21 protein-coding genes, 1 tRNA gene and 1 pseudogene are annotated in these 25,247 nt (G+C 31.9%); 10 read left to right on the forward strand and 13 right to left on the reverse strand.

The annotated features are described in order from the left end of the window. Positions 1 to 42: 42 nt before the first annotated feature. The 10 genes and pseudogenes from DFQ10_RS01155 to hemA all read right to left on the reverse strand — a co-directional run bounded on the left by DFQ10_RS01155 (position 43) and on the right by hemA (position 8,613). Positions 43 to 816 carry a hypothetical protein gene (locus DFQ10_RS01155; protein ID WP_115815596.1) on the reverse strand — a complete coding sequence of 258 codons (774 nt, stop codon included), beginning with the start codon at positions 814 to 816 and terminating at the stop codon, positions 43 to 45. An 11-nt stretch (positions 817 to 827) separates the two neighbouring features. Next, positions 828 to 1,214, reverse strand: a complete 387-nt coding sequence (locus tag DFQ10_RS01160; protein WP_115815597.1) for a YchJ family protein — start codon at positions 1,212 to 1,214, stop codon at positions 828 to 830. 93 nt (positions 1,215 to 1,307) lie between these two features. Beyond that, positions 1,308 to 2,210: an oxygen-dependent coproporphyrinogen oxidase gene (hemF, locus tag DFQ10_RS18700; RefSeq protein WP_245940620.1), complete on the reverse strand. Its 903-nt coding sequence runs from the start codon at positions 2,208 to 2,210 to the stop codon at positions 1,308 to 1,310. Between the two features lie 273 nt (positions 2,211 to 2,483). Further along, positions 2,484 to 2,837: pseudogene (locus DFQ10_RS18705) on the reverse strand (transposase); the annotation flags it as partial. 69 nt (positions 2,838 to 2,906) lie between these two features. Beyond that, positions 2,907 to 3,455 carry a GNAT family N-acetyltransferase gene (locus DFQ10_RS01170; protein WP_245940579.1) on the reverse strand — a complete coding sequence of 183 codons (549 nt, stop codon included), beginning with the start codon at positions 3,453 to 3,455 and terminating at the stop codon, positions 2,907 to 2,909. Then, on the reverse strand, positions 3,452 to 4,219 hold the full coding sequence (locus DFQ10_RS01175; RefSeq protein ID WP_115815599.1) for an EI24 domain-containing protein: 768 nt from the start codon (positions 4,217 to 4,219) through the stop codon (positions 3,452 to 3,454). Before DFQ10_RS01175 ends, DFQ10_RS01170 begins: the two co-directional genes overlap by 4 nt. 73 nt (positions 4,220 to 4,292) lie before the next feature. Then, positions 4,293 to 5,321, reverse strand: a complete 1,029-nt coding sequence (gene hemE / locus DFQ10_RS01180; RefSeq protein WP_115815600.1) for a uroporphyrinogen decarboxylase — start codon at positions 5,319 to 5,321, stop codon at positions 4,293 to 4,295. A 50-nt stretch (positions 5,322 to 5,371) separates the two neighbouring features. Beyond that, positions 5,372 to 5,728, reverse strand: coding sequence for a four helix bundle protein (locus DFQ10_RS01185; RefSeq protein WP_115815601.1), 357 nt, complete (start codon positions 5,726 to 5,728; stop codon positions 5,372 to 5,374). 64 nt (positions 5,729 to 5,792) lie between these two features. Next, positions 5,793 to 7,373 (reverse strand): hydroxymethylbilane synthase, encoded by a 1,581-nt coding sequence (gene hemC, locus DFQ10_RS01190; RefSeq protein WP_115815602.1) that lies wholly within the window; start codon positions 7,371 to 7,373, stop codon positions 5,793 to 5,795. Next, entirely contained in the window at positions 7,366 to 8,613 is a 1,248-nt protein-coding gene (hemA, locus tag DFQ10_RS01195; protein ID WP_115815603.1) for a glutamyl-tRNA reductase, read from the reverse strand. Before hemA ends, hemC begins: the two co-directional genes overlap by 8 nt. A gap of 209 nt (positions 8,614 to 8,822) precedes the next feature. Between hemA and DFQ10_RS01200 the strand changes: the two genes are divergently transcribed. The 5 genes from DFQ10_RS01200 (at position 8,823) to DFQ10_RS01225 (ending at position 13,878) form a co-directional block, all read left to right on the forward strand. Then, on the forward strand, positions 8,823 to 9,722 hold the full coding sequence (locus tag DFQ10_RS01200; RefSeq protein WP_115815604.1) for a helix-turn-helix transcriptional regulator: 900 nt from the start codon (positions 8,823 to 8,825) through the stop codon (positions 9,720 to 9,722). A gap of 35 nt (positions 9,723 to 9,757) precedes the next feature. Further along, positions 9,758 to 10,891 carry a helix-turn-helix domain-containing protein gene (locus tag DFQ10_RS01205; protein WP_115815605.1) on the forward strand — a complete coding sequence of 378 codons (1,134 nt, stop codon included), beginning with the start codon at positions 9,758 to 9,760 and terminating at the stop codon, positions 10,889 to 10,891. Between the two features lie 74 nt (positions 10,892 to 10,965). Then, positions 10,966 to 11,520: a hypothetical protein gene (locus DFQ10_RS01210; RefSeq protein ID WP_115815606.1), complete on the forward strand. Its 555-nt coding sequence runs from the start codon at positions 10,966 to 10,968 to the stop codon at positions 11,518 to 11,520. A gap of 276 nt (positions 11,521 to 11,796) precedes the next feature. Beyond that, positions 11,797 to 12,828, forward strand: a complete 1,032-nt coding sequence (locus DFQ10_RS01215) for a hypothetical protein (RefSeq protein WP_115815607.1) — start codon at positions 11,797 to 11,799, stop codon at positions 12,826 to 12,828. A gap of 519 nt (positions 12,829 to 13,347) precedes the next feature. Further along, on the forward strand, positions 13,348 to 13,878 hold the full coding sequence (locus tag DFQ10_RS01225) for a hypothetical protein (RefSeq protein ID WP_115815609.1): 531 nt from the start codon (positions 13,348 to 13,350) through the stop codon (positions 13,876 to 13,878). 85 nt (positions 13,879 to 13,963) lie between these two features. On the opposite strand, the gene DFQ10_RS01230 is transcribed toward DFQ10_RS01225, so the two are convergent. Continuing rightward, positions 13,964 to 17,476 (reverse strand): TraB/GumN family protein, encoded by a 3,513-nt coding sequence (locus tag DFQ10_RS01230; RefSeq protein ID WP_115815610.1) that lies wholly within the window; start codon positions 17,474 to 17,476, stop codon positions 13,964 to 13,966. 304 nt (positions 17,477 to 17,780) lie between these two features. Between DFQ10_RS01230 and hemH the strand changes: the two genes are divergently transcribed. From hemH to DFQ10_RS01255, 5 genes are all read left to right on the forward strand, one after another. Further along, the gene (gene hemH, locus DFQ10_RS01235) at positions 17,781 to 18,818 is read left to right on the forward strand and encodes a ferrochelatase (RefSeq protein WP_115815611.1); all 1,038 of its coding nucleotides are present in this window, start codon (positions 17,781 to 17,783) and stop codon (positions 18,816 to 18,818) included. Continuing rightward, a complete protein-coding gene (locus tag DFQ10_RS01240; RefSeq protein WP_115815612.1) occupies positions 18,818 to 20,173 on the forward strand; it encodes an MATE family efflux transporter in 1,356 nt (451 codons plus the stop codon). The genes hemH and DFQ10_RS01240 overlap by 1 nt, the downstream gene beginning before the upstream one ends. Before the next feature lie 65 nt (positions 20,174 to 20,238). Beyond that, entirely contained in the window at positions 20,239 to 20,787 is a 549-nt protein-coding gene (locus DFQ10_RS01245) for a CopD family protein (protein ID WP_115815613.1), read from the forward strand. A gap of 146 nt (positions 20,788 to 20,933) precedes the next feature. Further along, positions 20,934 to 22,406: a sensor histidine kinase gene (locus DFQ10_RS01250; RefSeq protein WP_181897549.1), complete on the forward strand. Its 1,473-nt coding sequence runs from the start codon at positions 20,934 to 20,936 to the stop codon at positions 22,404 to 22,406. 113 nt (positions 22,407 to 22,519) lie between these two features. Beyond that, positions 22,520 to 23,302, forward strand: a complete 783-nt coding sequence (locus DFQ10_RS01255) for an enoyl-CoA hydratase/isomerase family protein (protein ID WP_115815615.1) — start codon at positions 22,520 to 22,522, stop codon at positions 23,300 to 23,302. 373 nt (positions 23,303 to 23,675) lie between these two features. On the opposite strand, the gene DFQ10_RS01260 is transcribed toward DFQ10_RS01255, so the two are convergent. Both DFQ10_RS01260 and rseP read right to left on the reverse strand, forming a co-directional pair. Further along, a tRNA-Asn gene (locus DFQ10_RS01260) sits at positions 23,676 to 23,749 on the reverse strand. Positions 23,750 to 23,841: 92 nt separating this feature from the next. After that, a complete protein-coding gene (gene rseP, locus DFQ10_RS01265; RefSeq protein ID WP_115815616.1) occupies positions 23,842 to 25,185 on the reverse strand; it encodes an RIP metalloprotease RseP in 1,344 nt (447 codons plus the stop codon). Positions 25,186 to 25,247: the final 62 nt, after the last annotated feature.

The raw sequence follows: 25,247 nt of genomic DNA on the forward strand, positions 1-25,247 counted from the left end.
ATTCAGACCTGACAGGTTTTTGAAACCTGTCAGGTCTCTTTATTAATCTAAATTCCTGATAAATTTCTCATCATTGATGTAAACATCATCTTCGCCTTGTTGGTCAAAAGGATTTTCTAAATGCGATTGAATATTATCTAAAGCTACCAAAATAACGCTAAACATAATTGGAACTGCAAATTCTAATCCGTAGTTATAACTCGTGACGTTATGCGCAAAATGTGGACCGTAAATAACAGGTAAAACCACAATAAAAATATCACTATAGGTCCTTAAAGTTCTTGGTGTTCTGTATTGATAAATGTGTTTAACACGCTCAAAAGAAATCATCATTTTACTTAAAAACTGATTAGAACGCGAGGCTTCGCCAGATGGTAAGCCATAAGAGCGCATGCTTTTAATAAATTTTGATAAATCTTGAAAGCTTCTATATACTGCTTTTTCGTTTTCTTCTAAATCACTCACAGGATTTGAGAAGACATGTTTACATGAGCTTAATAGATTTCCAAGGTGGACTTTTAATTCGTCTTTAAGCTCTTGAGGTGGATTCTCTAACCAATCTGATACTGCAAAATACAACGCACGTCCATGGGCTTTAATTGAACCATATTTATCAAGTGCAACTTCTCTACGTTTATAAGCACCACCAATTGAAAACACAATAGGAAATACAATAGCTGTACCAATTAGCGTTAATGGGAAATCCGCTTTAATATGAAAATGTAAGCAAAAGGCCGTTGATGCAATGGCTAAACCTGTAATTACAAATGTTTTTATATTAATAATTAAAAAGACACGCTTAAATAATTTCCACATAATTTGATTTTTTATTTACTCAATCCTAAGTAAAACCATTGGTTATTTTCTTTTACAAAAGCAGACTTTTCGTTAATGACGTCTACTTTTCCATTTTCAAAGAAATAAGCGTTAAAGGTAACAATTCCTTCTACATCATTTATAGAGCCTTTTGAAGTTTCTAGGACTTCTAGTCGTATCCATTGTACGGATTTTGCCCATTTTACAATGGCTTTTTTCTCTTTTATTGGTCTTGTAGAACTGTGATGTGTTGCCATTAAATAATCGCCATCTGCTAAAACAAACGCACTATAACGAGAACGCATGAGTTGCTCAGCGGTTTCTGTTTTTCCTTTATTGAGATGAAATACTTTGCAACAGTCTTGGTAAGTTTTATTGGTTCCGCAATAGCAATTCATGGTTGAATTTATAATATTTCTCTGATTGACACCTACAAGGTTTTGGAAACCTTGCAGGTGTTTGTTGTTGTTAGACCTGCTAGGTATGTTAAATCATACCCAATCCACAGGATTTTGCAATACCTTAATTAGTTTTTCTTCCGCACTTCCGGCTTCTGGTTGGTGGTCGTATACCCATTGTACATGTGGTGGTAAACTCATTAGGATACTTTCTATGCGTCCATTAGTTTTCAACCCGAATAATGTGCCTTTATCATGCACTAAATTGAATTCCACATAACGTCCTCTTCTAATTTCTTGCCAGTCGCGTTGCGGTTTGGTGTATTCTAAATGCTTTCGTTTTTCAACAATTGGTATATAAGCTTCTAAGAAACTATCTCCAACTTCGGTTACAAAATCATACCAGTTTTGCATACTCATCTCGTCTGTGGCTTTGCAATAATCAAAGAATAAACCGCCTAAACCACGACCTTCATTTCGGTGTGCGTTGTAAAAATATTCATCGCATCGTGACTTGTATTTTGGATAAAATTCTGGATTATGCTTATTGCAAGCGGTTTTACAGGTTTGATGAAAGTGTTTTGCATCGTCTTCAAATAAGTAGTAAGGCGTTAAATCTTGTCCACCACCAAACCATTGGTCAACGATGTTACCTTCTTTATCATACATTTCAAAATAGCGCCAATTCGCGTGAACCGTTGGAACCATTGGATTTGTAGGATGCAAGACTAAACTTAAACCACAAGCAAAAAAATCAGCATCTTCTACACCAAAATATTTTTGCATGCTGTCTGGTAATTTACCATGAACACCAGATATGTTTACACCACCTTTTTCGAAAACTGCGCCATTTTCTATAACGCGTGTTCTTCCACCTCCTCCTTCTGGACGTTCCCAAACATCTTCTTGGAATTTTGCTTTGCCATCGACTTCTTCTAGTTTAGAAGTGATAGTGTCTTGTAATTGGTGTATGTATTTGAAGAATTTGTCTTTGATAATATTGTTGGGTTTAAAACTTACAAGGTCTTTGAGACCTTGTAGATTGTGAGATTTATGATTGTTGTTATTTTGACCTGCAAGGTTTTCAGAACCTTGTAGGTCTTCTATTTTATATTGGTTGTGGACATACTTTAGATTGTTTAAATTACTAAATAAATCCAAACTGTAATTTTTGTCTAAATTAAAGTATTTCGGTGTTTTTTCAAGATGATAAAAAGAATAAGAAGAGAATTTGTAATGTTGCCAATTATTTTTAGGATTACGATGAATGTAACAAAATACAGTTTTAAAATAAGCTTCTGAATCTATCTTTTTTCGCTTAAAATGTTTTTCGAAAAGACTTCCAGTTCTGTTGTTTTGCTTATTGAATGCTTTAGAGTAAGCATTGAAAAGATTAGAAAAAGCTTGAGTAGCTTCCTTTGTTTCAGCATTAATTTGAATTAGAAAATGAAAATGATTATCTAAAAGACAATAAGCCGAAATTTTTATTTTGTTGTCTAAATATTTTCCTGTTAACTCTAGAAAATAACGTTTGTTTTCATCGGAATTAAAGATATTACAGCCATCAATTCCACGATTATATATATGATAATAATGGTCTTTTTCTAAAGTTTCTAGTTTCATGGTGTTTTCTCTTAAATACCTACAAGGTTTTGGAAACCTTGTAGGATTGTGACATTTGCTATTAGATTTTTAAAACCTGCTAGGTCTGTATAATTCATATAACTCCATATCCAAAGGTGCTTCTCCATTTGGTGTAAACTCATTGACTAAAGTTTTAATCCATTTAAAATCATTGTTTAAACCCACTTTTACGCTTGATAAGTTGTCTTTGTGTGCAATAATTTGAAGCGTTTCTAGACCTAAATTAGTGAATGCATGTTGTGATAGTTTATCAATCGCCTTAGACATTAAGCCTTGCCCTTCAAAAGGATAACCAATGCAGTAGGCGAATTCTCCTTGATTTATGTTCCAATCGAGCTCCTTGATATAAATAAGTCCTGCGAGTTCTCTAGTTTCAGAATGTTTTAAAGTGAATAAAAACGTTTCTTTTTCTTCAAACTGTTTTACCATTTTTTCAACAAATAGTTGAGATAAGGTTGGGTTTAAATTCTGTTCTAAGGTTTTTGGAAAATAGCGTTTTAATCTATCTGCATTGGCCACACACAAATCACAAACCTTCCAAGCGTCGCCTTTATGTATTGGGTTTATTTCGAAATCATTAAATTTTGCAACCATCATACTGTGACGCTATTGTGGTTTAGAGAATTTTCTTGTTCTAATAGATTTACGGTATTTATTGAAGAAGCTGTTACACTCATTGGTAAAACCAAAATTACACCTACAACCGGAATTAATAAAAAGAGCATGAAAACAATACCATTACCAATTGCAATGCCTTTATGTCTTCCAACAAAATTGATGCTTTCTTTATATTTAAAATGTCGTTCTAAAGTGTAATCCATATTACCAAAACCTGCATAATAGGCTTGTAATAAAAACAATAATGCGGTTGAAAATATATTGACTATTGGAATAAATTTCAATAGTAATAGAGGTATTGTAAAGAGTAATTCTTTTCCTAAATTTCTAATATTTATTCTAATACCTCTCCATAATTGTTCTTGAAAAGACGTTTTTCTATGGTTGTGTCTTTCTACACCTGTTAAATGTGCTTCAATTTTTTCTGAAACCGGACTCATAAATGGCGCAGAAAAAGCCATGATGATGTGTTTGTATAGAATTAGGCCAGTGGCAATAACAACAATGCCACCAATAAAGGTAGAAATTGAGGTGAAGGTTTCACTTCCCCATTTCCATGGCCAAATGTTAGCAATAAAACGTCCAATGTTGTCAGATAATCCGTAAGCAGATAACCCAATCATTAAGGCTGTTACAACGCTAATAATAATAGGAATGGCGAAGTATTTCCAAAGTTTTAACTGAGAAATTAAAGCAAAAGTTCCGGTATAAGCTTTTATACCTTTTAATATGTTATTAATCATATTATTGTTTTTAATTGGCTATACTTAAAAGACGTTAAAAGGTGTTTTAAGTTACAATAATAGAGAATTAAACTTATTCTGCTTTATATTCTTTAACAGCATCAATGAATGCTTTGGCATTTTCTAAAGGTATGTTTGGTAAAATACCATGGCCTAAATTAACAATGTATTTATCTTTTCCAAAGTCGTTAATCATCTGAGTAACCATCTTCTTAATTTCTGCAGGTGGCGAAAATAATCGCGTTGGGTCAAAGTTACCTTGTAGCGTAATATTTCCTCCTGTTAGGTAACGTGCGTTACGTGCAGAACACGTCCAGTCTATACCTAAAGCAGACGCTCCAGATTTAGCCATAGTATCTAAAGCAAACCAACACCCTTTACCAAAAGCGATAACTGGTGCATCGTCTTTTAACGCATCAATGATTTGTTGAATATATTGCCAAGAAAATTCTTGATAATCTACAGGTGATAACATGCCTCCCCAAGAATCAAAAACTTGTACAGCATTACATCCAGCTTTTACTTTTTCCTTTAAATAAGCAATTGTAGTATCTGTAATTTTCTGTAATAATTGATGTGCAGCAATCGGATTTGTAAAACAAAATTCTTTGGCTTTATCAAAGTTTTTAGAACCTTGTCCTTGCACACAGTAACATAAAATTGTCCAAGGTGAACCAGCAAAACCAATTAACGGAATTTCGTCATTAAGTTTTTCTTTGGTTGCTTTTATAGCATCGTAAACATAGTTTAAAGCTTCTTTTACATCAGGAACGATTACATTATCCACATCTTTTTGAGAGCGGATAGGATTTGGTAAGTAAGGCCCAAAATTAGGCTTCATTTGTACTTCAATATTCATCGCTTGAGGAATCACTAAAATATCTGAAAACAGAATAGCAACATCCATACCATAACGACGAATCGGTTGTACTGTAATTTCACTTGCTAATTCTGGTGTTTGGCAGCGTGTAAAGAAATCATACTTTGCTTTGATTTCCATAAACTCTGGTAAGTATCTACCTGCTTGACGCATCATCCAAACTGGTGGACGTTCTACTATTTCACCTTTTAATGCTCTTAGGAATAAATCGTTTTTTATCATGTTAGCCTTTGGCTTTTGGCTATTAGCTTTTGGCTTTTGGCCACTTACTATTAGCTGTTTTTAATCTTGCTTATTAAACTATTTATCATTCTTGCCTCTTTATGGATAAGTTCAAAAATGACTTTTAAATTTTCTTCAGGAATAAATTCGAGTTCCTGAGAAATAATTAATTGTGTTTCAACTTCAAAAAGAGAACCCATTGCTATTTCAAGAAATCGTTTAAATTCTATATCACTATTTCTACTGCATCCTTCAGCAATATTCGATGGAATTGAAACGGCTGCTCTTGTAACTTGACTTCTTAAACCAAACTTTTCTTCTGATGGTAATTGCTGAGAAAGGACATAAACTTGTTTTACTAGTTCAATTCCATTTTTCCAAATTTCAAGAGTCCTAAAATTTCTCATATTTTCAGCTTTTGACTTTTCATAATAGTAATGCTAAAGGCCAACGGCTAAAAGCCAACTGCAATCACACGTAAAATTCATTTACTAATTCAACAACACTTTCTACCAATGGAACTTTCGCTACGCGAACTTCCTCAAAATACTTTCTTGCTTCTGTTGCTGTAGTTTCGCCAATACAAAATGCAATACCTTTTGCTTTATTCTGTTTTAAGAAACTTTGAACTGTAGATGGACTGTAAAACATTACACCATCTAAATCGCCTTCTACTTTTTCAGCATCAAACTTAGTTTCGTAAGCTTCAACTTCGTTGACTTTTATATTGTTTTCTTCTAAAATATCTGGAATGGTATCCAATCTTAAATTACTACAGAAAAATGTGGCTTCAGAACCATCCATAAATTCAACCATATGATTGGCTAAATCTTTAGCATACTGTTCGTAATGCTTAACTTTTCCTATTTTTTTCTCTACTAAACGCTTCGTTTTTCTACCGACGCAATAAATATTTTTGAATTGTAATTCTACAGCCGAAAAGTTAGTCAATAAGGCTTCAACAGCATTCTGACTTGTAATAATGACGTTTTCAATTTCGTTACGAACGATGCTTTTTGTTAATCGATTAGGATTAATTTTTACAGAATCGTTGCTTTGTGCAACAACATCGTCATGAAACTTAGCTGCCTGGTCGTTAGTTAATTTTTTAGTGGAATAGATGTTGGTTATTTTGTCGCCTTGTGTTAATTCGTCAATTAATATTTTACCACCTTTTCCTATAATATAATCAGCACAGAATTCTGCAATATTGTGATGGCTTCCTAAAGCAGCAACCTTAGTTACTTCAATCTTTTTGGTACCATCTTTACTTAAAAGAATTCCTTTAAAATTAACCTCTTCTTCTTTGTTTATATAACAAATAGCTCCAATTGGTGCTGTACAACCACCTTCTAAACGGTTTAAGAATTCGCGCTCAATAGAGGTACAGATTTGAGTAACTTCGTCATTGATTTCTGCAACAATTTCTCTTGTTTCTTCATCAGACTCTAAAGCTGTAATCATAATAGCACCTTGTGCTGGTGCAGGAATCATCCAACCTAAATTAATAGAATTTTCTGGTGTAATATTCAAGCGACCTAAACCTGCTCCTGCAAAAATAGCACCATCCCAATCTTCATTTTCTTCAAGTTTTTCTAATCTAGAATTCACGTTTCCTCGTAAACCAACAATTGTGTGTGTTGGATAACGGTTGAGCCATTGTGCACGTCGTCTTAAACTTCCTGTTGCGATAACGGCATCTCTAGCTGATAAAAACTCTTCGTTTGTTTTAAAAACTAAGGTGTCGTTAATATTTCCACGTTTTAAAACTGCGGCTTGAATAATACCTTTTGGTAAAACGGTTGGTACATCTTTAAGTGAATGAACCGCAATATCAATAATGCCTTTAAGCATTGCAATATCTAATGTTTTTGTAAAAATCCCTGTAATACCAAGTTCGTACAACGGTTTGTCGAGCACTAAGTCTCCTGTTGATTTTATTGGGACAAGGACAGTTTTATGACCTAAGTGTTCAAGTTGAGATTGAACAGTTTTTGCTTGCCACATAGCGAGCTGGCTATCGCGTGTGCCAATGCGAATTATTTTAGACATTATCGGTAGTTTCTAACTGGAATATTTTTTTGATAAGCTCAATGCTTTCATCTGAAGAATTACTGTCTTCTCTTAAGTGGTGTGCAAACTGATTAGTGATTTTCTGAATGAGATTATTAGTAATCAGTTCAGCATGGTCTTCATTAAAATCAGCTAATTTTTTGCGTTGTGTATTGAATTCAGAATTTTTAAAATCTGTCAATTTATGTTTTATAGCCTGTATGGTTGGTACAAATTTCAAGGTATTTAACCAAGCATTAAATTCGGCTGTAATTTCTAAGATAATCGCTTCAGCATCTGGAATAAATGCTTTGCGTTTTTCTAAAGTATCATCGGTAATTTTAGCTAAATCATCTAAATGTACTAACGTAATATTATCGTGTTCTGTAATATCTTCGTTTACATTTTTAGGGATAGATAAATCTAAAACTAATAATGGTTTTTTTGTAGAAATTAAAGATTTGTAAACTGTTGGGTTTTGCGCGCCAGTAGCAACAATGATAATGTCTGAAGCGTTAAGTTCTTCCGTTAAATTTTCGTAATCTTTTACAACGAGATTAAATTTACCAGCAACTTCTTCAGCTTTAGTTTTTGTTCTGTTTATTAAAGTTATGTGCGAATTCTTAGTGTGTTTTACTAAGTTTTCACAAGTATTTCTTCCAATTTTACCTGTTCCGAAGAGTAGAATATTCTTTTCAGAAATCGTTTCTACATTATTCATAATGTATTGAACAGAGGCGAAAGAAACCGATGTTGCACCAGAAGATAATTCCGTTTCGTTTTTAATGCGCTTACTCGCTTGAATTACAGAATTCACTAAACGCTCCGTAAATGAATTTAATAAGCCTGCTTTACGTGAGGCTTTTGCACCAAATTTAAGCTGACTGATAATTTCAAAATCACCTAAAATCTGACTATCTAAACCAGAACCAACACGAAACATGTGGTTAATGGCTTCTTTGTTTTTGTGAACGTATGCTACTTCTTGAAATTCTTCAACAGTGCCTTTTGTGTTTTCACATAACAATTGAATCAATTGAAAAGGATGTTCTGCAAAACCATAAAGTTCTGTTCTGTTACATGTAGATATCACCACAAGACTTTCTATACCATTTTGCTTGGCTTGAGACAAAACGTTTTGTTTTGCATCATCACTTAGACTAAAATGACCACGTACTTGCGCATCAGCTTTTTGATAGCTGAGCCCTATTGCGTAAAAATATTTGCTTCTATTTGGCATGTGTTGCTTTACTCGTTTACCTGACTATGGAAAGTAACAGCGCAAATGTAATTTTGATATTTATAAAAAAACAACGCTAGAAGAACTTAAAGTATCGATTGTGGTTTTTTAGGATGGTTTTTAACAAAAACATGATAAATATCATATTTTTGTAGTGAAACCAAGGGTTTTTACAGTCTTTGTTTAGAACGAGTCTAAATAACATTGAAATGAAATTAGAAAAATTACTTCCTAAAAGTAACGCTGAAGGTACTTTTGACGAAATTAGTATTGAAGACGGCTTTATTTTATTAACAAGTAAGAATGATGGTGATATTCCTAAAGTTGTTGAGCGTGAGATTGATAGCAGTTATATACAATTTCATTTTTGTATTAAGGGTTCAGCGGCTTTTATGTTTAATGAAGGCAATTATACGTTGAATATAGCAGAAGAGACATCATTGTTGCTTTATAATCCACAACGCGATTTACCCATTCATTTAGAATTAAAACCACATTCTTGGTTAGTTTCTTTGGTGATTTCTATTAAAAAATTCCATTCGTTATTTTCTGATGATGCTAATTATGTTACGTTTTTAACGGATGATAATAAGGATAAAAAATATTATAAAGATGGTAAAATTTCACCATCTATTGCTGTAGTTTTAAATCAGATGATTAGTTTTAACCTTAATAGTTCTATTAAATCTTTATACTTTAAGGGAAAAGCTTACGAATTGTTGAGTCTGTTTTTTAATAGAAGTGAAGATGCAGATATTGAGCAATGTCCTTTTTTAGTTGATGAGGTTAATGTGGCTAAACTTAAAAAAGCGAAAGACATCATTATAGCTAATATGGCTGAACCACCAACATTACAGGAACTTGCTGATGATATAGGTTTAAGTCTTAAAAAATTAAAAGAAGGGTTTAAACAGATTTATGGTGACTCTGTTTTTAGTTTTTTGTTTGATTATAAAATGGAAGTGGCTCGTAAGCTTTTAGAATCTGGCGATTATAATGTTAACGAAGTAGGTCTAAAGGTAGGTTACAGCACAGGAAGCCACTTTATTGCAGCTTTTAAAAAGAAATTTGGGACTACGCCTAAGAAGTATATTATGAGTGGAAATTAATTTAAAAATTATATCTTCCAACTCTAATTTTATTTATGTCTCAGCTTAATCTCAATGTCTTTAATATTATAATTATATCAGGCGTTATCCATGGTATTATTTTTAGTGTTTCTGTCGCAAGCCAGAAGAAACATATTACAAGCAACACATTATATTTGGCTTTAGTTGTTCTTTTTCTTTCTCTTAGTAATCTTCAATATTGGGTTTTAGATACTGGCTTGATTAATAAATATCCCATTATTGAATATGTTTACATACCATGGCATTGGTTAATTTTACCGATGTTTTATATGTATGTTAAACGCTATATTAGTATGTCAAAAATTGCAAATAAGGGAAAGGCAATACTAATTTCTCCATTTTTTATTGTATTGATAATTCATATTATCCAAGTTTTATATAAAGTGGTAATTAATAAGTCTTATGAAATACCATCCCACTTTGGTAGAGGTGTTTTTGTTTATATAGAGTTTTTTTCAGTTGCTTTCAATGTATTTCTAATTTACCTTTCATACAAAACTATTGTTACTTACGAAGCAGATGATAGTTTTGAGTTTGCCATTGTTAAGTCTGAAATTAAATGGTTAAAAGATTTAATTTACACTGGTTTATTAACTTGTTTCTTTTGGCTAGTTGCTATAATAATTGTTGTTGCATACGATTTAAATAAATCATATGTTTTCTATCCTTTATGGATTGGAACATCAATACTCGTCTATTGGTTAGGTTATGTAGGTTTGAATAATTCTAAACTTTTAAAAGAGCGTATTGGCATAAGAAAACGTAAGACAGTATCGGTTAATGAGATTCAATCAATTAAGAAAACCGATAAATTGTTTAGTAATTTAGAAGAATTAATAGTTAATGGTAACTTATATCTTAATCCAAATTTTAAATTAAAACATATTGCCTCTATTTTGAATCTCAGCGAAGGTTATGTCTCCCAATTAATTAATAAAAATTCAGACTTAAATTTTAATGATTTTGTAAATAAAATGAGAATTGAAGAATCAAAAAAGATGCTTAGTGATGATAACTATGGTAATTATACAATTACTGCTATCGGTTTAGAGTCTGGTTTTAATTCTAAAACAAGTTTTTACACAGCATTTAAGAAGTTTACAAATAAAACGCCTACAGAATATAGAAAAGCTGTCCGAAATCTTTAACTATCTTAATATACAGTACACTCAATTACAATACTGGTCATAATATTGCTTGAAACTAAAAATCAAAAATAATTATGAGGAACAAGCTTTCTAGTATTACAATATGTTTATTATTACTAGTAATAAATTACAGTTGCGAAAAAGAAGAACGCATAGAATTAGAAACTAACCAATCTAGAAGTATAATTCTAGAGGATATTTCTGTGGGAGATGTTAAACATCCATATAAGGTTTCTGGTCTTCTATCCAATTTTTCAACAACGATCAGTAATGGTTTACAAAGAAAATCATCTGAAGCAACTCAAGATGATTTTATAATAGACACCACTTCGGTTAAATACATTGAAGGACCAGTTAGCCATAGTTATACGTTTACAGTGAAAAGTACAGATATTAACCCTAATGTTGTGCAAAACCTTGTATTGGCTAAGCATAATGATATGGATAGTTACCTTTCATTAATATATACGTATAATTTAACGGATAGCGAATTATTATTAATAGAACAAGGAGAATATCCTATTGAATATGTAAATGAACCTATTGTAGAAAGTGTAGAAGGTTTTGCTGGGTTATTAGGAAGAGGACCTTGTGTTTTTTATGAAACAGTTGGTTTTCAGGTGCATTGATCTCATCCAGATCATCAAGCGGCTCATGCAGATGGTACTTGTTCACATCCAGAAACTACACATATTACAGTTACTGTACAGAAAGATTGTCCAGGTAGTCCTTCTAGTACAGATGATGATATAGATCATTCTGGTAGCACATCTGCAGGAGGTGGAGGAGGTGGAGGTACTAGTTGGGGAGGAAACCCAGATAATAATCTCTATGATCCAAATCATCCTGATTATGTAGAAGTAAGCCTATTAGAGCAAGGGGCACTTACACAAATAAGTCTTCCTATGAGAAGTAAATTACGAAATGAAATGGTATCTTTAATAGACTCGGAAGATTTAAGTTTTTTAAATAATTATTATCATTTAGAGCGCGCATTTAATATGTATTTATCTACTAACAATAATACTGAAGGCTATGCTTTTGTAGATTGGTCTATAGATTATTTACAGAGTTTATATCTTTCTGGCAATTCTCAAGCATCAGCTATTCCAGCTTCTGTACCTGAGAATGCGGATATTTTTGATGATATAGTGCATAATAATCTAAATGATGAAGGGATTATTGAGGATTTGTTTGAGGCTCACTATGATGAAAATCCAGATAAATTCATGGAAGATTTCGTCTATGATCAAAATAATCAGGATCCAGTTATTGAAGACATGGAAGACTATTTAGATTGTTTTAATGATGGTAAAATAGCAGATAATTATGAATTTATAATGTACGTTGATCAACCAGAAGCTGGCGAAAACACAGTTGTTAAGGTTGATATTAAATGGCCATTGTCAGAATCAACAGGCGATGTTGGACATACTTTTTTTTCAATTGTTAAGAATAATACAGATGGAACTAGTACAACAAAAACACTTGGTTTTTACCCTGCAGACAATACTTATTTAGATGATGCTACTGATCTTGAAGGAGCAGGTACATTTAAGGATAATGGAATAGAAGGGCAAGAGCATGAATATGATGTTAGTTTATCGTTTACAGGTGTTAATCAAGGACAGTTTGATGACATAAAAGAAGATTTAATAGCTTTAGAAGATGCTAATTATGATTTAAACGATGCCAATTGTACAACTATGGCACATGTAATAGCTGCTGAAAATCTAGGTCTAACTTTAACACCCAATCTTTCCGTATATAGGTGGTTTGTTGTAACAGGTGCAATACCTATAATTGGTTTGTCCCCAGGGCAATATGGAGTTGACTTGGTCGATGAAGAGTTTGAAGCTGATTCAAATATTCAATTAGAAGTATTAGAAAATGAATCCAATAATAGCCCAAGAACATCTACATCAAACTGTAATTAAAAATAAAATGAAAATTATATCTTTTAACAAATTGAAAACCACTAGGACATTAGTTGTAATACTTTTATTTCTTAGCTCATATGTAATATTAATTGATACAAATAGTGAGAAGTTTATTCCTCTACCTTATTTTTTGATAGAGTTCGGTGCTGTTTTTGAAATTTTTTCTAATGGATTCAACAAAGAAAATACTAAAGATTATTTAATATTTTTCGCTACGATTATAGCTCATGCTAATATTCTTTTTTTAATGATTGAAAGAACCTTTAAATGGCTAAGTATCTTATTGCCGTTAGTTTTTATTCTGTTATTGTTATCAAATAATCCAAATTCTTTAAGCAATTATAGTAATATAGCGATGATAAGCATCATTCCTTATTTTGTTTTTTGGTTATTATTAATAATGGTTTGTTTTAGAAACAATAAGGAATATTAATTTTCCTAATAGAATAACTAGGAATGAAGATGGTTGAATTTCTCCTGAAAATAATGGGGACTGTAACTAAATAATAATTAAATATGAATTTCAAGACTATTAAAAAAATATTATTTTTCTTCTGCTTTTGTATTGTATTAAGTTCGTGTAAAAAAAAGAATAAAACAGTTACCGCCAATTTATCATTTAGGTCTATATCTTTTACGAGTGCATATGGTGCAAAAGAGAATTTATATAGGGAGATTCTTAACGGAGCAGATAGTATTGTATCTAGTTTTAATAAAGAAGCAAAGAATAATGGTAGAACAAATACCGAAAATCAAAATTATTTACTAAGTAAACATGTTTTAAAACTTGATGAACTAGAAATGTTGAAACTACCACATATTTATTTACATTTTGGTGCTGACTCAATTATGGAAGTATATCTATCTGAAAATGAATATAAAAAAATTAAACATTTCAGACAAGTTGATTTATTCAAAGAAAAAAAGAAAGTAATCTTAGAATTAGATATTAAAGAAATAGATAGTGGAATTTATTATTCTGATAATATTCGAAGTGTAAAAAAAGCTGATGGTAAAAGTCGCTCAAATATTTTTAAACAGGAATAGTCTACATACTTTTAAAACTATTATAACCTCAAGCAATGATTTAGCTTGAGGTTAATTTATATTAATTATATACATAAAAAATTTACTAATAATCATAATACCCATCACGTTCACTTGGCGTTACACGTTGTCGGTCTTTGTAAATCGCTAAGTTGAGTATTTCAATGTATTGCTCTTCTAACTCCTTAGTTTTATCTACTATAGTACCATAACTTTCAGATTTAGAATAGTAGTTTACCACCAATTGTGTTGGGTCTTTTGGTTTAATAAATGAGATATAATGTAAGGCTTCAACCTTGCCAGCGTACTCATCGTCCTTATCAATCTTAAAAAAATACATTACTGCATTTTTGCCCTTATCGGTTACGAAATTGCGTTGAAAAAGAAACTGAATAGAGTCCTTATCTTTTTCGTAATTGGCTTCGGATAAAAGTTTGGATTTTGCAAATTGCTTTTGATCAATATTTATAGATTTTAACTTATTTAAAAGTTTTGCTTCGTCTAATTCCTCTAATAGCAAGTGTTGATTTTCTTCGTCTTCTAATAGTTTTTCTACCAGTTTAGATGGAATGGTTTCTTTTTTTTCAGTCAACAATACATAGTATTTCACTAAAGCATTTGTATCATCTACATTCAATAGTTTTTCAAAGAAATCTTGTGCGGTGCGTTCATTTCTGTAAGGGAAAATAAGTCTTACATAGGTCGCTAACTCATAAGAGTAGGTGTTATAGCCATAATTGTAGTTACCTAAATTACGTTTAACTTCCATTTTACCGTCATTAATCAATTGGTTTTTGTATTTTTTATAGGTTTTTGGTTTTACCAATCCGCTATCTTTAACTTTCGCTAATAGGTTGTAAAGTGGTTGTTTGTATTCTGATATGGTACTGTATTCTAAAATTTTTGGAAATAATGACGCTTTTAATTCTAAAGAATCTTTCTTATAGTAATTGTAAAACATTGAGCCAACGCTTCCTAATGGTAAATCGCGTTCCATAAGTTCTAAGGCAATTTTATAATTTTCTTTTTTATTAGATTGAAGTAGCCCTTCTAAAATAGAGGTTTGGGTTTGAGGATCAGAATAGCTATCGTGATACAGTTGTTTTATAAATGGTAAATTGTTTTTTAAATCAATTTCAATAAGTTGTTCTACTAAATGTGATTTTATGTTTAGTCGCTCTTTATCGAACTCAAAATCTTTAAGAATAGAGACGATGTCTTTGCTGTTGTGTTTTTTGAATTTTACAAGATTATATGATTCAAAGACTAAACTATCGTTGGCTCTTAAGGCTTCAAAAAACTGTTTTGTTTTATCTTGAAGTACATTTTTACCTAAAAGAGTGTCCTTAGGTGTGAATGAATCGTAAAATTCAGTTACAAATTTAGAAGGACCACTTATAGAATCCACTAACGTTTTCAATTCAAAAAGCACCCCTTCTTTTAATATGTTTTTTACCAACACTTGCTTGGCACTAGTTGAATCTGTATAACTAAAACGGTGTGTATATATAGAGTCGGTCTTAGATGATGAACGGTTGGCGATTTTGAATGCTTTTAATCCATTGTAATAATAGGCTCTATAATTTACTTTGTCTTCTAATTCTTTCCAAAGGCTATCTACATTATGAAACATTTGTAAATCATGAAACTTTGTTCTTGAAACCGTAATTTGCTCATTGGCATGTGTAGAATAAATGGTTTCTTTTATAGTTTGTTCGTAATCTTTAGGTTTTGTTCCTCCGTTGTAATTGTAGCCATAAGGATTAGGTGTTGGTGCTTTAGCATTGGTTCTTACTGAAAAATGTAAAGAGGTATCTGCAACTTTTTCAAAATTACTATAATCTGTTTTGTTGAATTTAAAAGATTTAAAAAAGGCGTTTTTATCTTCAGCATTTGTGCCTACATAACCTAAAAGGTAGTAGCTACCATCTTTTACTATGGTTTTTAAATATAAGTTTTTATGGGTTGTAGAATCTAAAACGGCATATGATTCATAAGTTTTATAATCACCAGCTTTAAAACCACCTTTTGCTTCGATAAGCTTGTAATTTTTATATAAAGCATGATGAAAATATTTGGCTTCAAAACTATCTTCTTCAATATAAGAAAGGTCGTTTAAAACAGCTTCTTCAACAAAGTAATAAGCATCATTTTTATAACCTTCTATTAATTTTTTGCCATAATTATGCATATTGCTAGAAACATAATACTCTGGGAAATCTACCTGAAACTTATTGTTTGGCGATACAAACAATTGATTGGTATTTGAAGGAGTCTTTAATGTAATATCATTAAAAATTTTAGCTTCATGTTTTAGAACAAAATCGCTTCGACCTGCAAATTTTATAATAATAATTTCTAGAGGAGTTTGATAAATATGATACTTCTGAAATTCTCCTTTTTTTGTTTTATTAACGATGCTTATTCCGGGATAAGGGGTTGTTAATTCTTCTTTTTTAATAATATCACCAGGAATATCTTCATATAATAAATGATCAATATCTTTAAGGGTAATATGTTCTTTTTCGTTTGGTAAATAAGTAAAACGACTAATTCTATTGATGGTTAAATAAGCACCATTTGTCATATCTGGATCTAGGTAATATTTTTGTCCTGCATATGAGAATTCGCGTAATTTGTCGTAGGTATTAATACTTAAAAAGCCATCTGGAGTGTTGTGTTTTTTAAGTATTGGTGTTACAAAAAGGCTGTCTAATTTTATCTTTTCCGTTTTGCTGTAATCTGTTTGTTCTGAGGTCAGGGCTTTTACTGTATAGCCTCTTTTTCGTAACATATTAATCATGCCTTGATCTCCTGGTAAATGTGCAGCACCAACACCTGCAAATACCGATTTGGTTGGCATCAATTCTTCTAAAGAAATCACCATATTTTTATTTCTAATATATAGCATGTTCTCTCTGTAGAATTCGGTGTTTACACCAGCTCCTATAGAATCTAAAAGGTCTAAATTTCTATCTCTATATAAATTTTCTTGAATTAAATAAGCATTCTCCTTAGCATATAGTTTTTGTACCCATGGATCTAATTCTTTTTTATTAGCATTATAAGCTGCCTTGGTTGTTAGGTATCTAGATTCGGCTAAATCTTCTAAGCCGTATATTTTTTTATTATGTTTTTTTCCGGCTTGAAAAATAAACATGTCTAAATACGTTTCTTCTTCAAAATTATCTGAAGAACTACTTTTTCTATATAAATAAGCGTTTACCGCATTATTATCCATTCTTACCGAACCTCTAATTGCCATTTCTTCAGGGTGCGTTAGCTTGAAAAGATTTGTGTAAAAATCAGTACTGTAATTATTGTAAGCTGCCATTTGACCTAGCATCATTTCATAATTAAATCCAGGCCACGTGGTTGGGTCAGATTCTAAAGCAATACAATCACTTTTTTCTAAAGCTTTATAAAAAACATCATCTAAGCGAAAAGCTACTTTTTTGCTCACATGCATGGTGCCGTAGAGATAAGAAGGTTTTTCGAGTCCGTTTCCTGTAATTTTCCAGAGTAAACTTTGATATTGTTGCTGTGAGAATGCAACTATTGTGAATAGTGTAAGGAATATGGCTAGGTTTTTTTTCATGTGTCTGTGTTTATGGACTTTTAAGGTGTACAAGCTGTTCGTTATTTTTATTTAAGTGATAAAAATTGAATATGCGTGTTTCATCATAAAACGTAATCAAGGCTTGTAAAGATATTTAATTCCTTTAAACAGCCATATAGATTCTATAAAAGTCTATAAAAAACGACAATTAGTGATGAATATTTCATATAAATTAACTTTTAAATAAATGAGATATTAATAATGTTGCGATAAATAAAACCAATAGAAACCATAATCTAGTATTGTAATTAGTATTGTATTTTTGTATTTGAAAAAGGAAACTATGTCAAAAGGAATTTTATTAGTGAATTTGGGCTCTCCAGAAAGTCCAAGCCCAAAGGATGTTAAAAAATATCTTGGAGAATTTTTAATGGACGAACGCGTTATTGACGTGCCATTATGGGCTCGTAATATTTTAGTAAAGGGTATTATTCTTAATACAAGACCAAAAGCCTCTGCAGCAGCATATCAAAAAATATGGTGGGATGAAGGTTCTCCATTGATTGTTTTGTCTGAGCGATTGCAAGAAAAAGTGCAAGAAAAAGTAGATTTTCCTGTAGCATTAGCAATGCGCTATGGTAGCATGACGATAAAAAAAGGATTGCAAGAATTAGTAGATAAAGGCTGTACTGAAATAAAAACCGTTCCATTATATCCGCAATTTGCGATGGCAACAACAGAAACCATTGATGTAAAAGTAGATGAATTGGTTGCGGAATATTTTCCAGACATAAAAATTACAAGAACTCCAGCGTTTTATAAGCGTGAAGATTATATCAATGTACTCTCAAAGAGCATTGGGGAAACGTTGAATGATTTAGATTATGAACATATCTTATTTAGTTATCATGGAGTTCCTGAAAGACATATTCGTAAAAGTGATATAACCAATGGCAATTGCAAAATGGATGGTAAATGCTGTTTTAAAAAGGGTAGTAAACAACACGAGTTTTGTTACCGTCACCAATGCGAAATTACCACTGTAAACGTGGCTAAAAAGTTAGGTTTAAAAAATGGCACTTATTCTACTACGTTTCAATCTAGACTTGGTTTTGATCCATGGTTACAACCATATACTGACCGAACAATAGAGAGAATGGGTAAAGCAGGTACAAAAAAAATGGCCATTGTAACACCAGCTTTTGTGAGTGATTGTTTAGAAACTTTAGAAGAAATTGCGATGGAAGGCGAAGAAATTTTTCATGAAATGGGTGGAGAGGAATTTACAGTAATTCCTTGTCTTAACGACCGTGATGATTTTGCTGAAGTGTTGGCAAATATGGTAAATGAATGGGCAGTTGCTGAAAATAAAGCCGTGTAATGGCAAATGTATCCTCGCAAGATTTAGGAAATCAAGCTATCGGTAAATTACTGATTAAGCAAGCCTTGCCTGCATCTATAGGTATTTTGGTGATGTCGCTTAATATTTTGGTGGATACTATATTTGTTGGTAATTGGATTGGCTCAACAGCCATTGCTGCAATTAATGTAGTGTTACCTGTATCGTTTTTTATTGCTGCACTTGGTATGGCCATTGGTATTGGAGGCTCTTCTATTATTTCGAGAGCATTGGGAGCAGACCATATTGCAAAAGCCCTAAAAACATTTGGAAATCAATTAACATTAACCCTTTTATTTACAGTAACATTTGCGGTCTTTGGATTGTATTTTGTGGATACATTGATTCCTGCTTTTGGAGGTAAGGGTAACATTTTCGATCCAGCAAAGGTATATTACGAAATTATACTTTATGGAGTGCCTATTCTCGGCTTTGTAATGATGGGGAATACCGTTATTAGGGCAGAAGGGAAGCCGAAATTTGCTATGTATGCTATGATGATTCCTTCAGTAGGAAATTTAATTCTCGATTATTTATTTATAAATGTTTTAGACTACGGAATGGCAGGAGCTGCATGGGCAACTACAGGTTCTTATGTTGTTTCTTTTTTGTTTATTGTATGGTATTTTTTATCTAAAAATTCTGAATTAAAAATAAATCTATCACATTTTAGATTAGATAAAAGTATCGTTTCTGAAATTGGTTCATTAGGATTTGTAACATTGGCAAGACAAGCTATTGTAAGTGTCACATTTTTATTGGTTAACAATGCACTTTATAATTTTGGAGGCGAAACATCTGTAACAGCCTATGCAATTGTTGGGAGATTAAGCATGTTTGCATTGTTTCCTGTTTTTGGAATTACTCAAGGCTTTATTCCTATTGCTGGTTTTAATTATGGAGCCGAAAAATACGATCGTGTTAAAGAGTCCATTTATACAGCCATAAAATATGCAACTATTTTAGGGACAATTGTATTTATTGCATTAATGGTTTTTCCAGAAATTATAACAAAATGGTTTACAGCGGATGCAAACGTTATTGATGTAACACCTAGTAATATGAGGTGGACGTTTGCTGCAGTGCCAATTGTAGCTTTACAGCTTATTGGTGCAGCTTATTTTCAAGCTGTAGGTAAAGCATTGCCAGCATTGTTACTCACGCTTACAAGACAGGCTATTTTCTTCATCCCTTTAATGTATATTTTACCTTTGTTTTTTGGTGAGTTAGGGATTTGGATGTCGTTTCCAATATCTGATGTGTTATCAACTATTGTAACGGCTTATTTTTTATATCGTGAAGTGAAGTTAAATTTAAAAACGGAAGTGATTGAATAGGTTTTAATCCGTAATTTTAGATTTGATTTATCAATCTGTTCTCAATACTCAATTTTTCAAAGACAATGGAATACTACAACTACATTAAATCTTTACATCTCATATTCGTAATCACATGGTTTGCTGGATTGTTTTACATTCCTAGATTGTTTGTGTATCAAATAGAGGCGTTTCATAAATCATCACCAGAAAAAGAAATATTAGGCAAACAACTAAAGTTAATGTCTAAGCGATTGTGGTTTATCATTACTTGGCCGTCAGCAATTTTAGCAACTGTATTCGCTGTTTGGTTAATGATTTTAATGCCAAGTTGGTTTCAGATGGGTTGGATGCATGTAAAATTACTATTTGTGTTTCTATTGTTTATTTATCATTACAAAACACACATTTATTATAAGCAGCTTCAAAATGATGAGGTTAAAGTGACCTCGAGCTTTATGCGTATTTGGAATGAAGGAGCAACTTTTATTTTATTTGCAGTGGTTTTTTTAGTGATTCTTAAAAGTTCAATTAATTGGATTTTTGGAATTGTGGGTATGGTAGTTTTAGGAGTTTTAATTATGTTGGGTTTTAAATTGTATAAAAATATCCGTTCTAAAAATCCGGAGGCATAATTATGCTTAAAATCTAAAAAAGAATTCGAATTGAAATTTCAATTTTTACAATTTGAGATTTGTGGTTCGCGCTTTTGGATTGATTATTGCTATATTTAAAACTTATAATTCAGAATTAAAAGATTCCCATCCTAATGGGCATTTCTATGACTAAAAAACGTCTGTCTTTAAGAGCTCGAATAGTTATCAATATGATACTTTTGGTATTAGTAGCATCGGTTTTAATAGCTGCTGTAACCATTTATCAGTATCGTGAGGAGGCTAAAGATTACCACAAAGAGCGACTAGAACGTAAAGAAAAAGCGATAAAGCAGAGTATTGATTTTGTTATTAGAGAAACTACTTATCCTGTTACAACAGAGAATATACCATTAATATTTAAAGACGAAATATTTGATATTGATGCTATTCATAGCCTACAAATTAATTTATATGATTTAGATGGGCAATTATTAAAAAGTTCAAAACGCTCTATTCAGCGAGATACGATTCAAAATTGTTTAAATGCCGAAATTTTAAACACCTTGTCTAATACTTTAGAGCATCGTTATGTTGTAAAAAATAAAGAAGCAGGTCAAACTTTTCAATCATCCTATTCTTATATCACCGATGAAAAATTTAAAACCTTAGCCATTTTAAATTTACCCTATTTAGAGAATGATGATTTTCTAAACAAAGAGCTAAAAGAATTCTTAATGCGTTTAGCTTATGCTTATTTAGTATTGATTCTTGTGGCGATTATTTTTGCCTATTTTATATCTAAATTTATTACTAAATCACTAAAAACAATTAGTGATAAGATGAATGAAACACGATTAGAAAAGCGAAACAAAAAAATTCAGATAGAATCTTCAAGCGAAGAAATAGATGCTTTAGTCAATGCTTACAATAGCATGATAGATCAGCTTGAGGCAAGTGCTGTAGTTTTGGCAACTAATGAACGTGAGCAAGCTTGGCGAGAAATGGCAAAGCAAGTGGCACATGAGATAAAGAATCCGTTAACGCCAATGCGACTAACGGTTCAGAGTTTTCAACGTAAGTTTGATCCAGAAGACGAAAACATACATCAAAAGGTAGATGAATACAGTGACACTCTGATTCAACAGATAGACACCATGAGTTCTATTGCTTCTGCATTTTCTAATTTTGCGAAAATGCCAGCTCAAAAAAGTGAAAATCTTAATGTAGTACATGTGGTGAAGTTGGCATTGGATATTTTTAATGAGCATTACATTGAATTTTATTCTGAAGCCGAAGAAATCATCGCTAAATTTGATAGAACACAATTAATTAGAGTGGTTACCAATTTGGTTAAAAACGGAATTCAGGCAATTGCTGATGATTCTGAAAATCCTAAAATAGAAGTGCGTGTTTTTAGCAATGGTGACAATGTTAATATTACTATTGAAGATAATGGTTCTGGAATAGCAGAGGATACGAAGTCTAAAATTTTTGAACCTAAATTTACTACGAAGTCAAGTGGAATGGGATTAGGTTTAGCTATGGTGAAAAACATAGTTGAAACTTATAACGGAAGTATTACCTTTACTACTCAATTAGGAAAAGGGACCATTTTCACTGTAAGTTTTCCTAAAAATCAAATGCTTCCTTCTCAATAAGGAATTTAATAGCAAACTATCTAAATTCTATTATCATAGATATATGGTTTGCGAAAAAACAGAAAATACAATTAATAACGCCCTAACGTTAAGGGAATAAAATATAGATTTAAATGAATTACGAAAACATACTTTCAGAATATTCAAACGGAATTACAACTATCACTATAAACAGACCAAAAAAGCTAAATGCTTTAAATATTGAAACTATTAGAGAGCTTCATGAGGCTTTTAAGCATGCTAACGATGATGATAATACAAAAGTTATCATTGTTACAGGTAGTGGAGAAAAAGCTTTTGTAGCAGGTGCAGATATAAGCGAATTTGCAAATTTCAGTGTAAAAGAAGGAGGGAATCTTGCAGCAGAAGGACAAGAGTTATTATTTGATTTTGTAGAAAATCTAAGTACACCTGTAATTGCAGCTGTTAATGGTTTTGCACTTGGAGGTGGATTAGAATTAGCAATGGCTAGTCATTTTAGAGTTGCTAGTACTAATGCAAGAATGGGATTGCCAGAAACTTCTCTTGGTGTAATTCCAGGTTATGGAGGTACTCAGCGATTACCTCATTTAGTTGGTAAAGGTAGAGCGATGGAAATGATAATGACAGCAGGTATGATTGATGCAAACCAAGCCTTAAATTACGGATTAGTAAACCACGTTGTTGCACAAGAAGAATTATTGCCCTTTGCCGAGAAAATTGCAAGTAAAATTATGCGAAATTCATCTGTTGCTATAGGTAAGGCTATAAAAGCAATTAATGCTAATTATAAAGATGGTAAAAATGGCTTTAAAGTTGAAATTAAGCAATTTGGTAAATGCTTTGGTACCGAAGATTTTGTGGAAGGAACTACTGCTTTCCTTGAGAAACGTAAAGCTGAGTTCCCAGGCAAATAGATAGGTGTGTTAAAGAAATTTAGTTTACAGTAACTTGTTTTGAGGTTATTTTGTATAGGCAATATAATGGTGCCATTAAAATAAAGCTCGCTATTAATAGCGGACTCATTATTAACAATTGTATTTTAAATATTTGAAACATAAGTTACTTGTTCAGTTTATGCAAAGATATCTTGTGGTTTTATGTCTTAAAACATTAATCTTAACTGATTACTACTCAAAATTGATATTTAAAAAAAGGCAACTACCTTCTATAACGATGCTCAGCTAGGCTTCTTATTTCTACTATAAGATGATGGGTCAGATTAAAAAGCAAAGACTCAGGAATGGATAAAACACAAAAAAACCGATACTTTCGTATCGGTTTTGTATGCTCCTCTTCTTAGGCTCGAACTAAGGACCCTCTGATTAACAGTCAGATGCTCTAACCAACTGAGCTAAAGAGGAAGGTTATTTTTCGCGTTAGCGAGCGCAAATATATATAGTATTTTCATTATTACAAAACGAAATAATATTTTTTTTGTTAAAATTAAAAAAAATTAATTCGTGATGGCTTTAAATATGTCATTACCATTAGCAAATAACACCAAAGCAATCAAAATAAAGAACCCAATAACTTGTGCGCGCTCTAAAAATTTCTCACTTGGTTTACGACCAGAAATCATTTCGTATAATAAAAACATCACATGTCCTCCGTCTAATGCAGGTATTGGTAGCAGGTTTAGTATGGCTAACATTATCGATAGAAAAGCCGTTAATCCCCAAAAATAAGGCCAACTCCATGCGCTAGGAAATTGATCGTAAATAGCTTTAAAACCACCCAGTCCTTTATATGCACCAGTGCTTGGGTTGAAAATCGCTCTTAATTGGTCGAAATAGTTAGTGATTGTTTTTGTGAATTTACGTCCACCAGCAGCAAAACTTTCGCCAAAAGTATACTCTTTTCTAAAAATATCGTAGTAACCTAACTCTTCAAATCGTGGTGGATTAATCGTTCTAAGAACACCAAATTTACCCTCTTTATCTAAGTATAACTCTTTTTTAATGGTTGTGTTATCTTCACGTAAAATCTCTACAGCTACTGTTGAGTTTTCTAATCCTTTGGTTGCTTCTTCTAATTGATCAAAATATTTTAACGGCTTACCATTAATACTTGTAATAATATCACCAACTTTTAAATCTTTCTTAGCATTTAACGATGAATCTGGAACTTCTGCAATCATAAAAGGAACTCGGTATTCAAAGTTGAGTTTACTTTTGCTAGATGAATATTGTCCTAAAAAATCTTCTGGTAAATCAATTATTTTTTCTTCACCTCCTCTATTAATTGTAATAGATTTTGCACTTATAAGATTAAAACCAATATCAGAATCATTTACAATTGGTGTCTCATTAATAGCTAAAACTTTATCTCCCGTTTTAAAGCCTATATCTATTAATGTCGGATTATCTATCCAATAACCATCTTTTAAACTATCTACTTTTATATCTGCATCTCCATAAGCAAAAGAAATAGCGACATAAATTACATAAGCCAAGATAAAATTAACGGTAACACCACCAAGCATAATAATTAAACGTTGCCAAGCTGGTTTAGAACGAAACTCCCATGGCTGAGGTGGTAATGCCATTTGTTCTTTATCCATGCTCTCGTCAATCATTCCTGCGATCTTTACATAGCCTCCCAATGGTAACCAACCAATGCCATATTCAGTATCTCCAATTTTCTTTTTAAAGAGTGAAAACTTTACATCAAAAAAGAGGTAAAACTTTTCGACTTTAGTTTTAAAAAGCTTTGCTGGTATAAAGTGGCCGAGCTCATGCAATACAATAAGCAAGGATAAACTAAGTAAAAATTGAGATATTTTTATAATAAATTCCATGTGATTTTTTCAAAATTCGATTTGCAAAAGTAAGGCTTTTATATGAAACGAATTTTAAATAA

The organism is Winogradskyella eximia (genome assembly GCF_003386165.1).
GTDB classification, from domain to species: Bacteria; Bacteroidota; Bacteroidia; order Flavobacteriales; family Flavobacteriaceae; genus Winogradskyella; species Winogradskyella eximia.

Coding starts and splice junctions, on each gene's coding strand:
- DFQ10_RS01155 (WP_115815596.1), bottom strand. CDS start 816: ATGTGGAAATTATTTAAGCGTGTCTTTTTAATTATTAATATAAAAACA.
- DFQ10_RS01160 (WP_115815597.1), bottom strand. CDS start 1,214: ATGAATTGCTATTGCGGAACCAATAAAACTTACCAAGACTGTTGCAAA.
- DFQ10_RS01170 (WP_245940579.1), bottom strand. CDS start 3,455: ATGATGGTTGCAAAATTTAATGATTTCGAAATAAACCCAATACATAAA.
- DFQ10_RS01175 (WP_115815599.1), bottom strand. CDS start 4,219: ATGATTAATAACATATTAAAAGGTATAAAAGCTTATACCGGAACTTTT.
- hemE (WP_115815600.1), bottom strand. CDS start 5,321: ATGATAAAAAACGATTTATTCCTAAGAGCATTAAAAGGTGAAATAGTA.
- DFQ10_RS01185 (WP_115815601.1), bottom strand. CDS start 5,728: ATGAGAAATTTTAGGACTCTTGAAATTTGGAAAAATGGAATTGAACTA.
- hemC (WP_115815602.1), bottom strand. CDS start 7,373: ATGTCTAAAATAATTCGCATTGGCACACGCGATAGCCAGCTCGCTATG.
- hemA (WP_115815603.1), bottom strand. CDS start 8,613: ATGCCAAATAGAAGCAAATATTTTTACGCAATAGGGCTCAGCTATCAA.
- DFQ10_RS01200 (WP_115815604.1), top strand. CDS start 8,823: ATGAAATTAGAAAAATTACTTCCTAAAAGTAACGCTGAAGGTACTTTT.
- DFQ10_RS01205 (WP_115815605.1), top strand. CDS start 9,758: ATGTCTCAGCTTAATCTCAATGTCTTTAATATTATAATTATATCAGGC.
- DFQ10_RS01210 (WP_115815606.1), top strand. CDS start 10,966: ATGAGGAACAAGCTTTCTAGTATTACAATATGTTTATTATTACTAGTA.
- DFQ10_RS01215 (WP_115815607.1), top strand. CDS start 11,797: ATGAGAAGTAAATTACGAAATGAAATGGTATCTTTAATAGACTCGGAA.
- DFQ10_RS01225 (WP_115815609.1), top strand. CDS start 13,348: ATGAATTTCAAGACTATTAAAAAAATATTATTTTTCTTCTGCTTTTGT.
- DFQ10_RS01230 (WP_115815610.1), bottom strand. CDS start 17,476: ATGAAAAAAAACCTAGCCATATTCCTTACACTATTCACAATAGTTGCA.
- hemH (WP_115815611.1), top strand. CDS start 17,781: ATGTCAAAAGGAATTTTATTAGTGAATTTGGGCTCTCCAGAAAGTCCA.
- DFQ10_RS01240 (WP_115815612.1), top strand. CDS start 18,818: ATGGCAAATGTATCCTCGCAAGATTTAGGAAATCAAGCTATCGGTAAA.
- DFQ10_RS01245 (WP_115815613.1), top strand. CDS start 20,239: ATGGAATACTACAACTACATTAAATCTTTACATCTCATATTCGTAATC.
- DFQ10_RS01250 (WP_181897549.1), top strand. CDS start 20,934: ATGACTAAAAAACGTCTGTCTTTAAGAGCTCGAATAGTTATCAATATG.
- DFQ10_RS01255 (WP_115815615.1), top strand. CDS start 22,520: ATGAATTACGAAAACATACTTTCAGAATATTCAAACGGAATTACAACT.
- rseP (WP_115815616.1), bottom strand. CDS start 25,185: ATGGAATTTATTATAAAAATATCTCAATTTTTACTTAGTTTATCCTTG.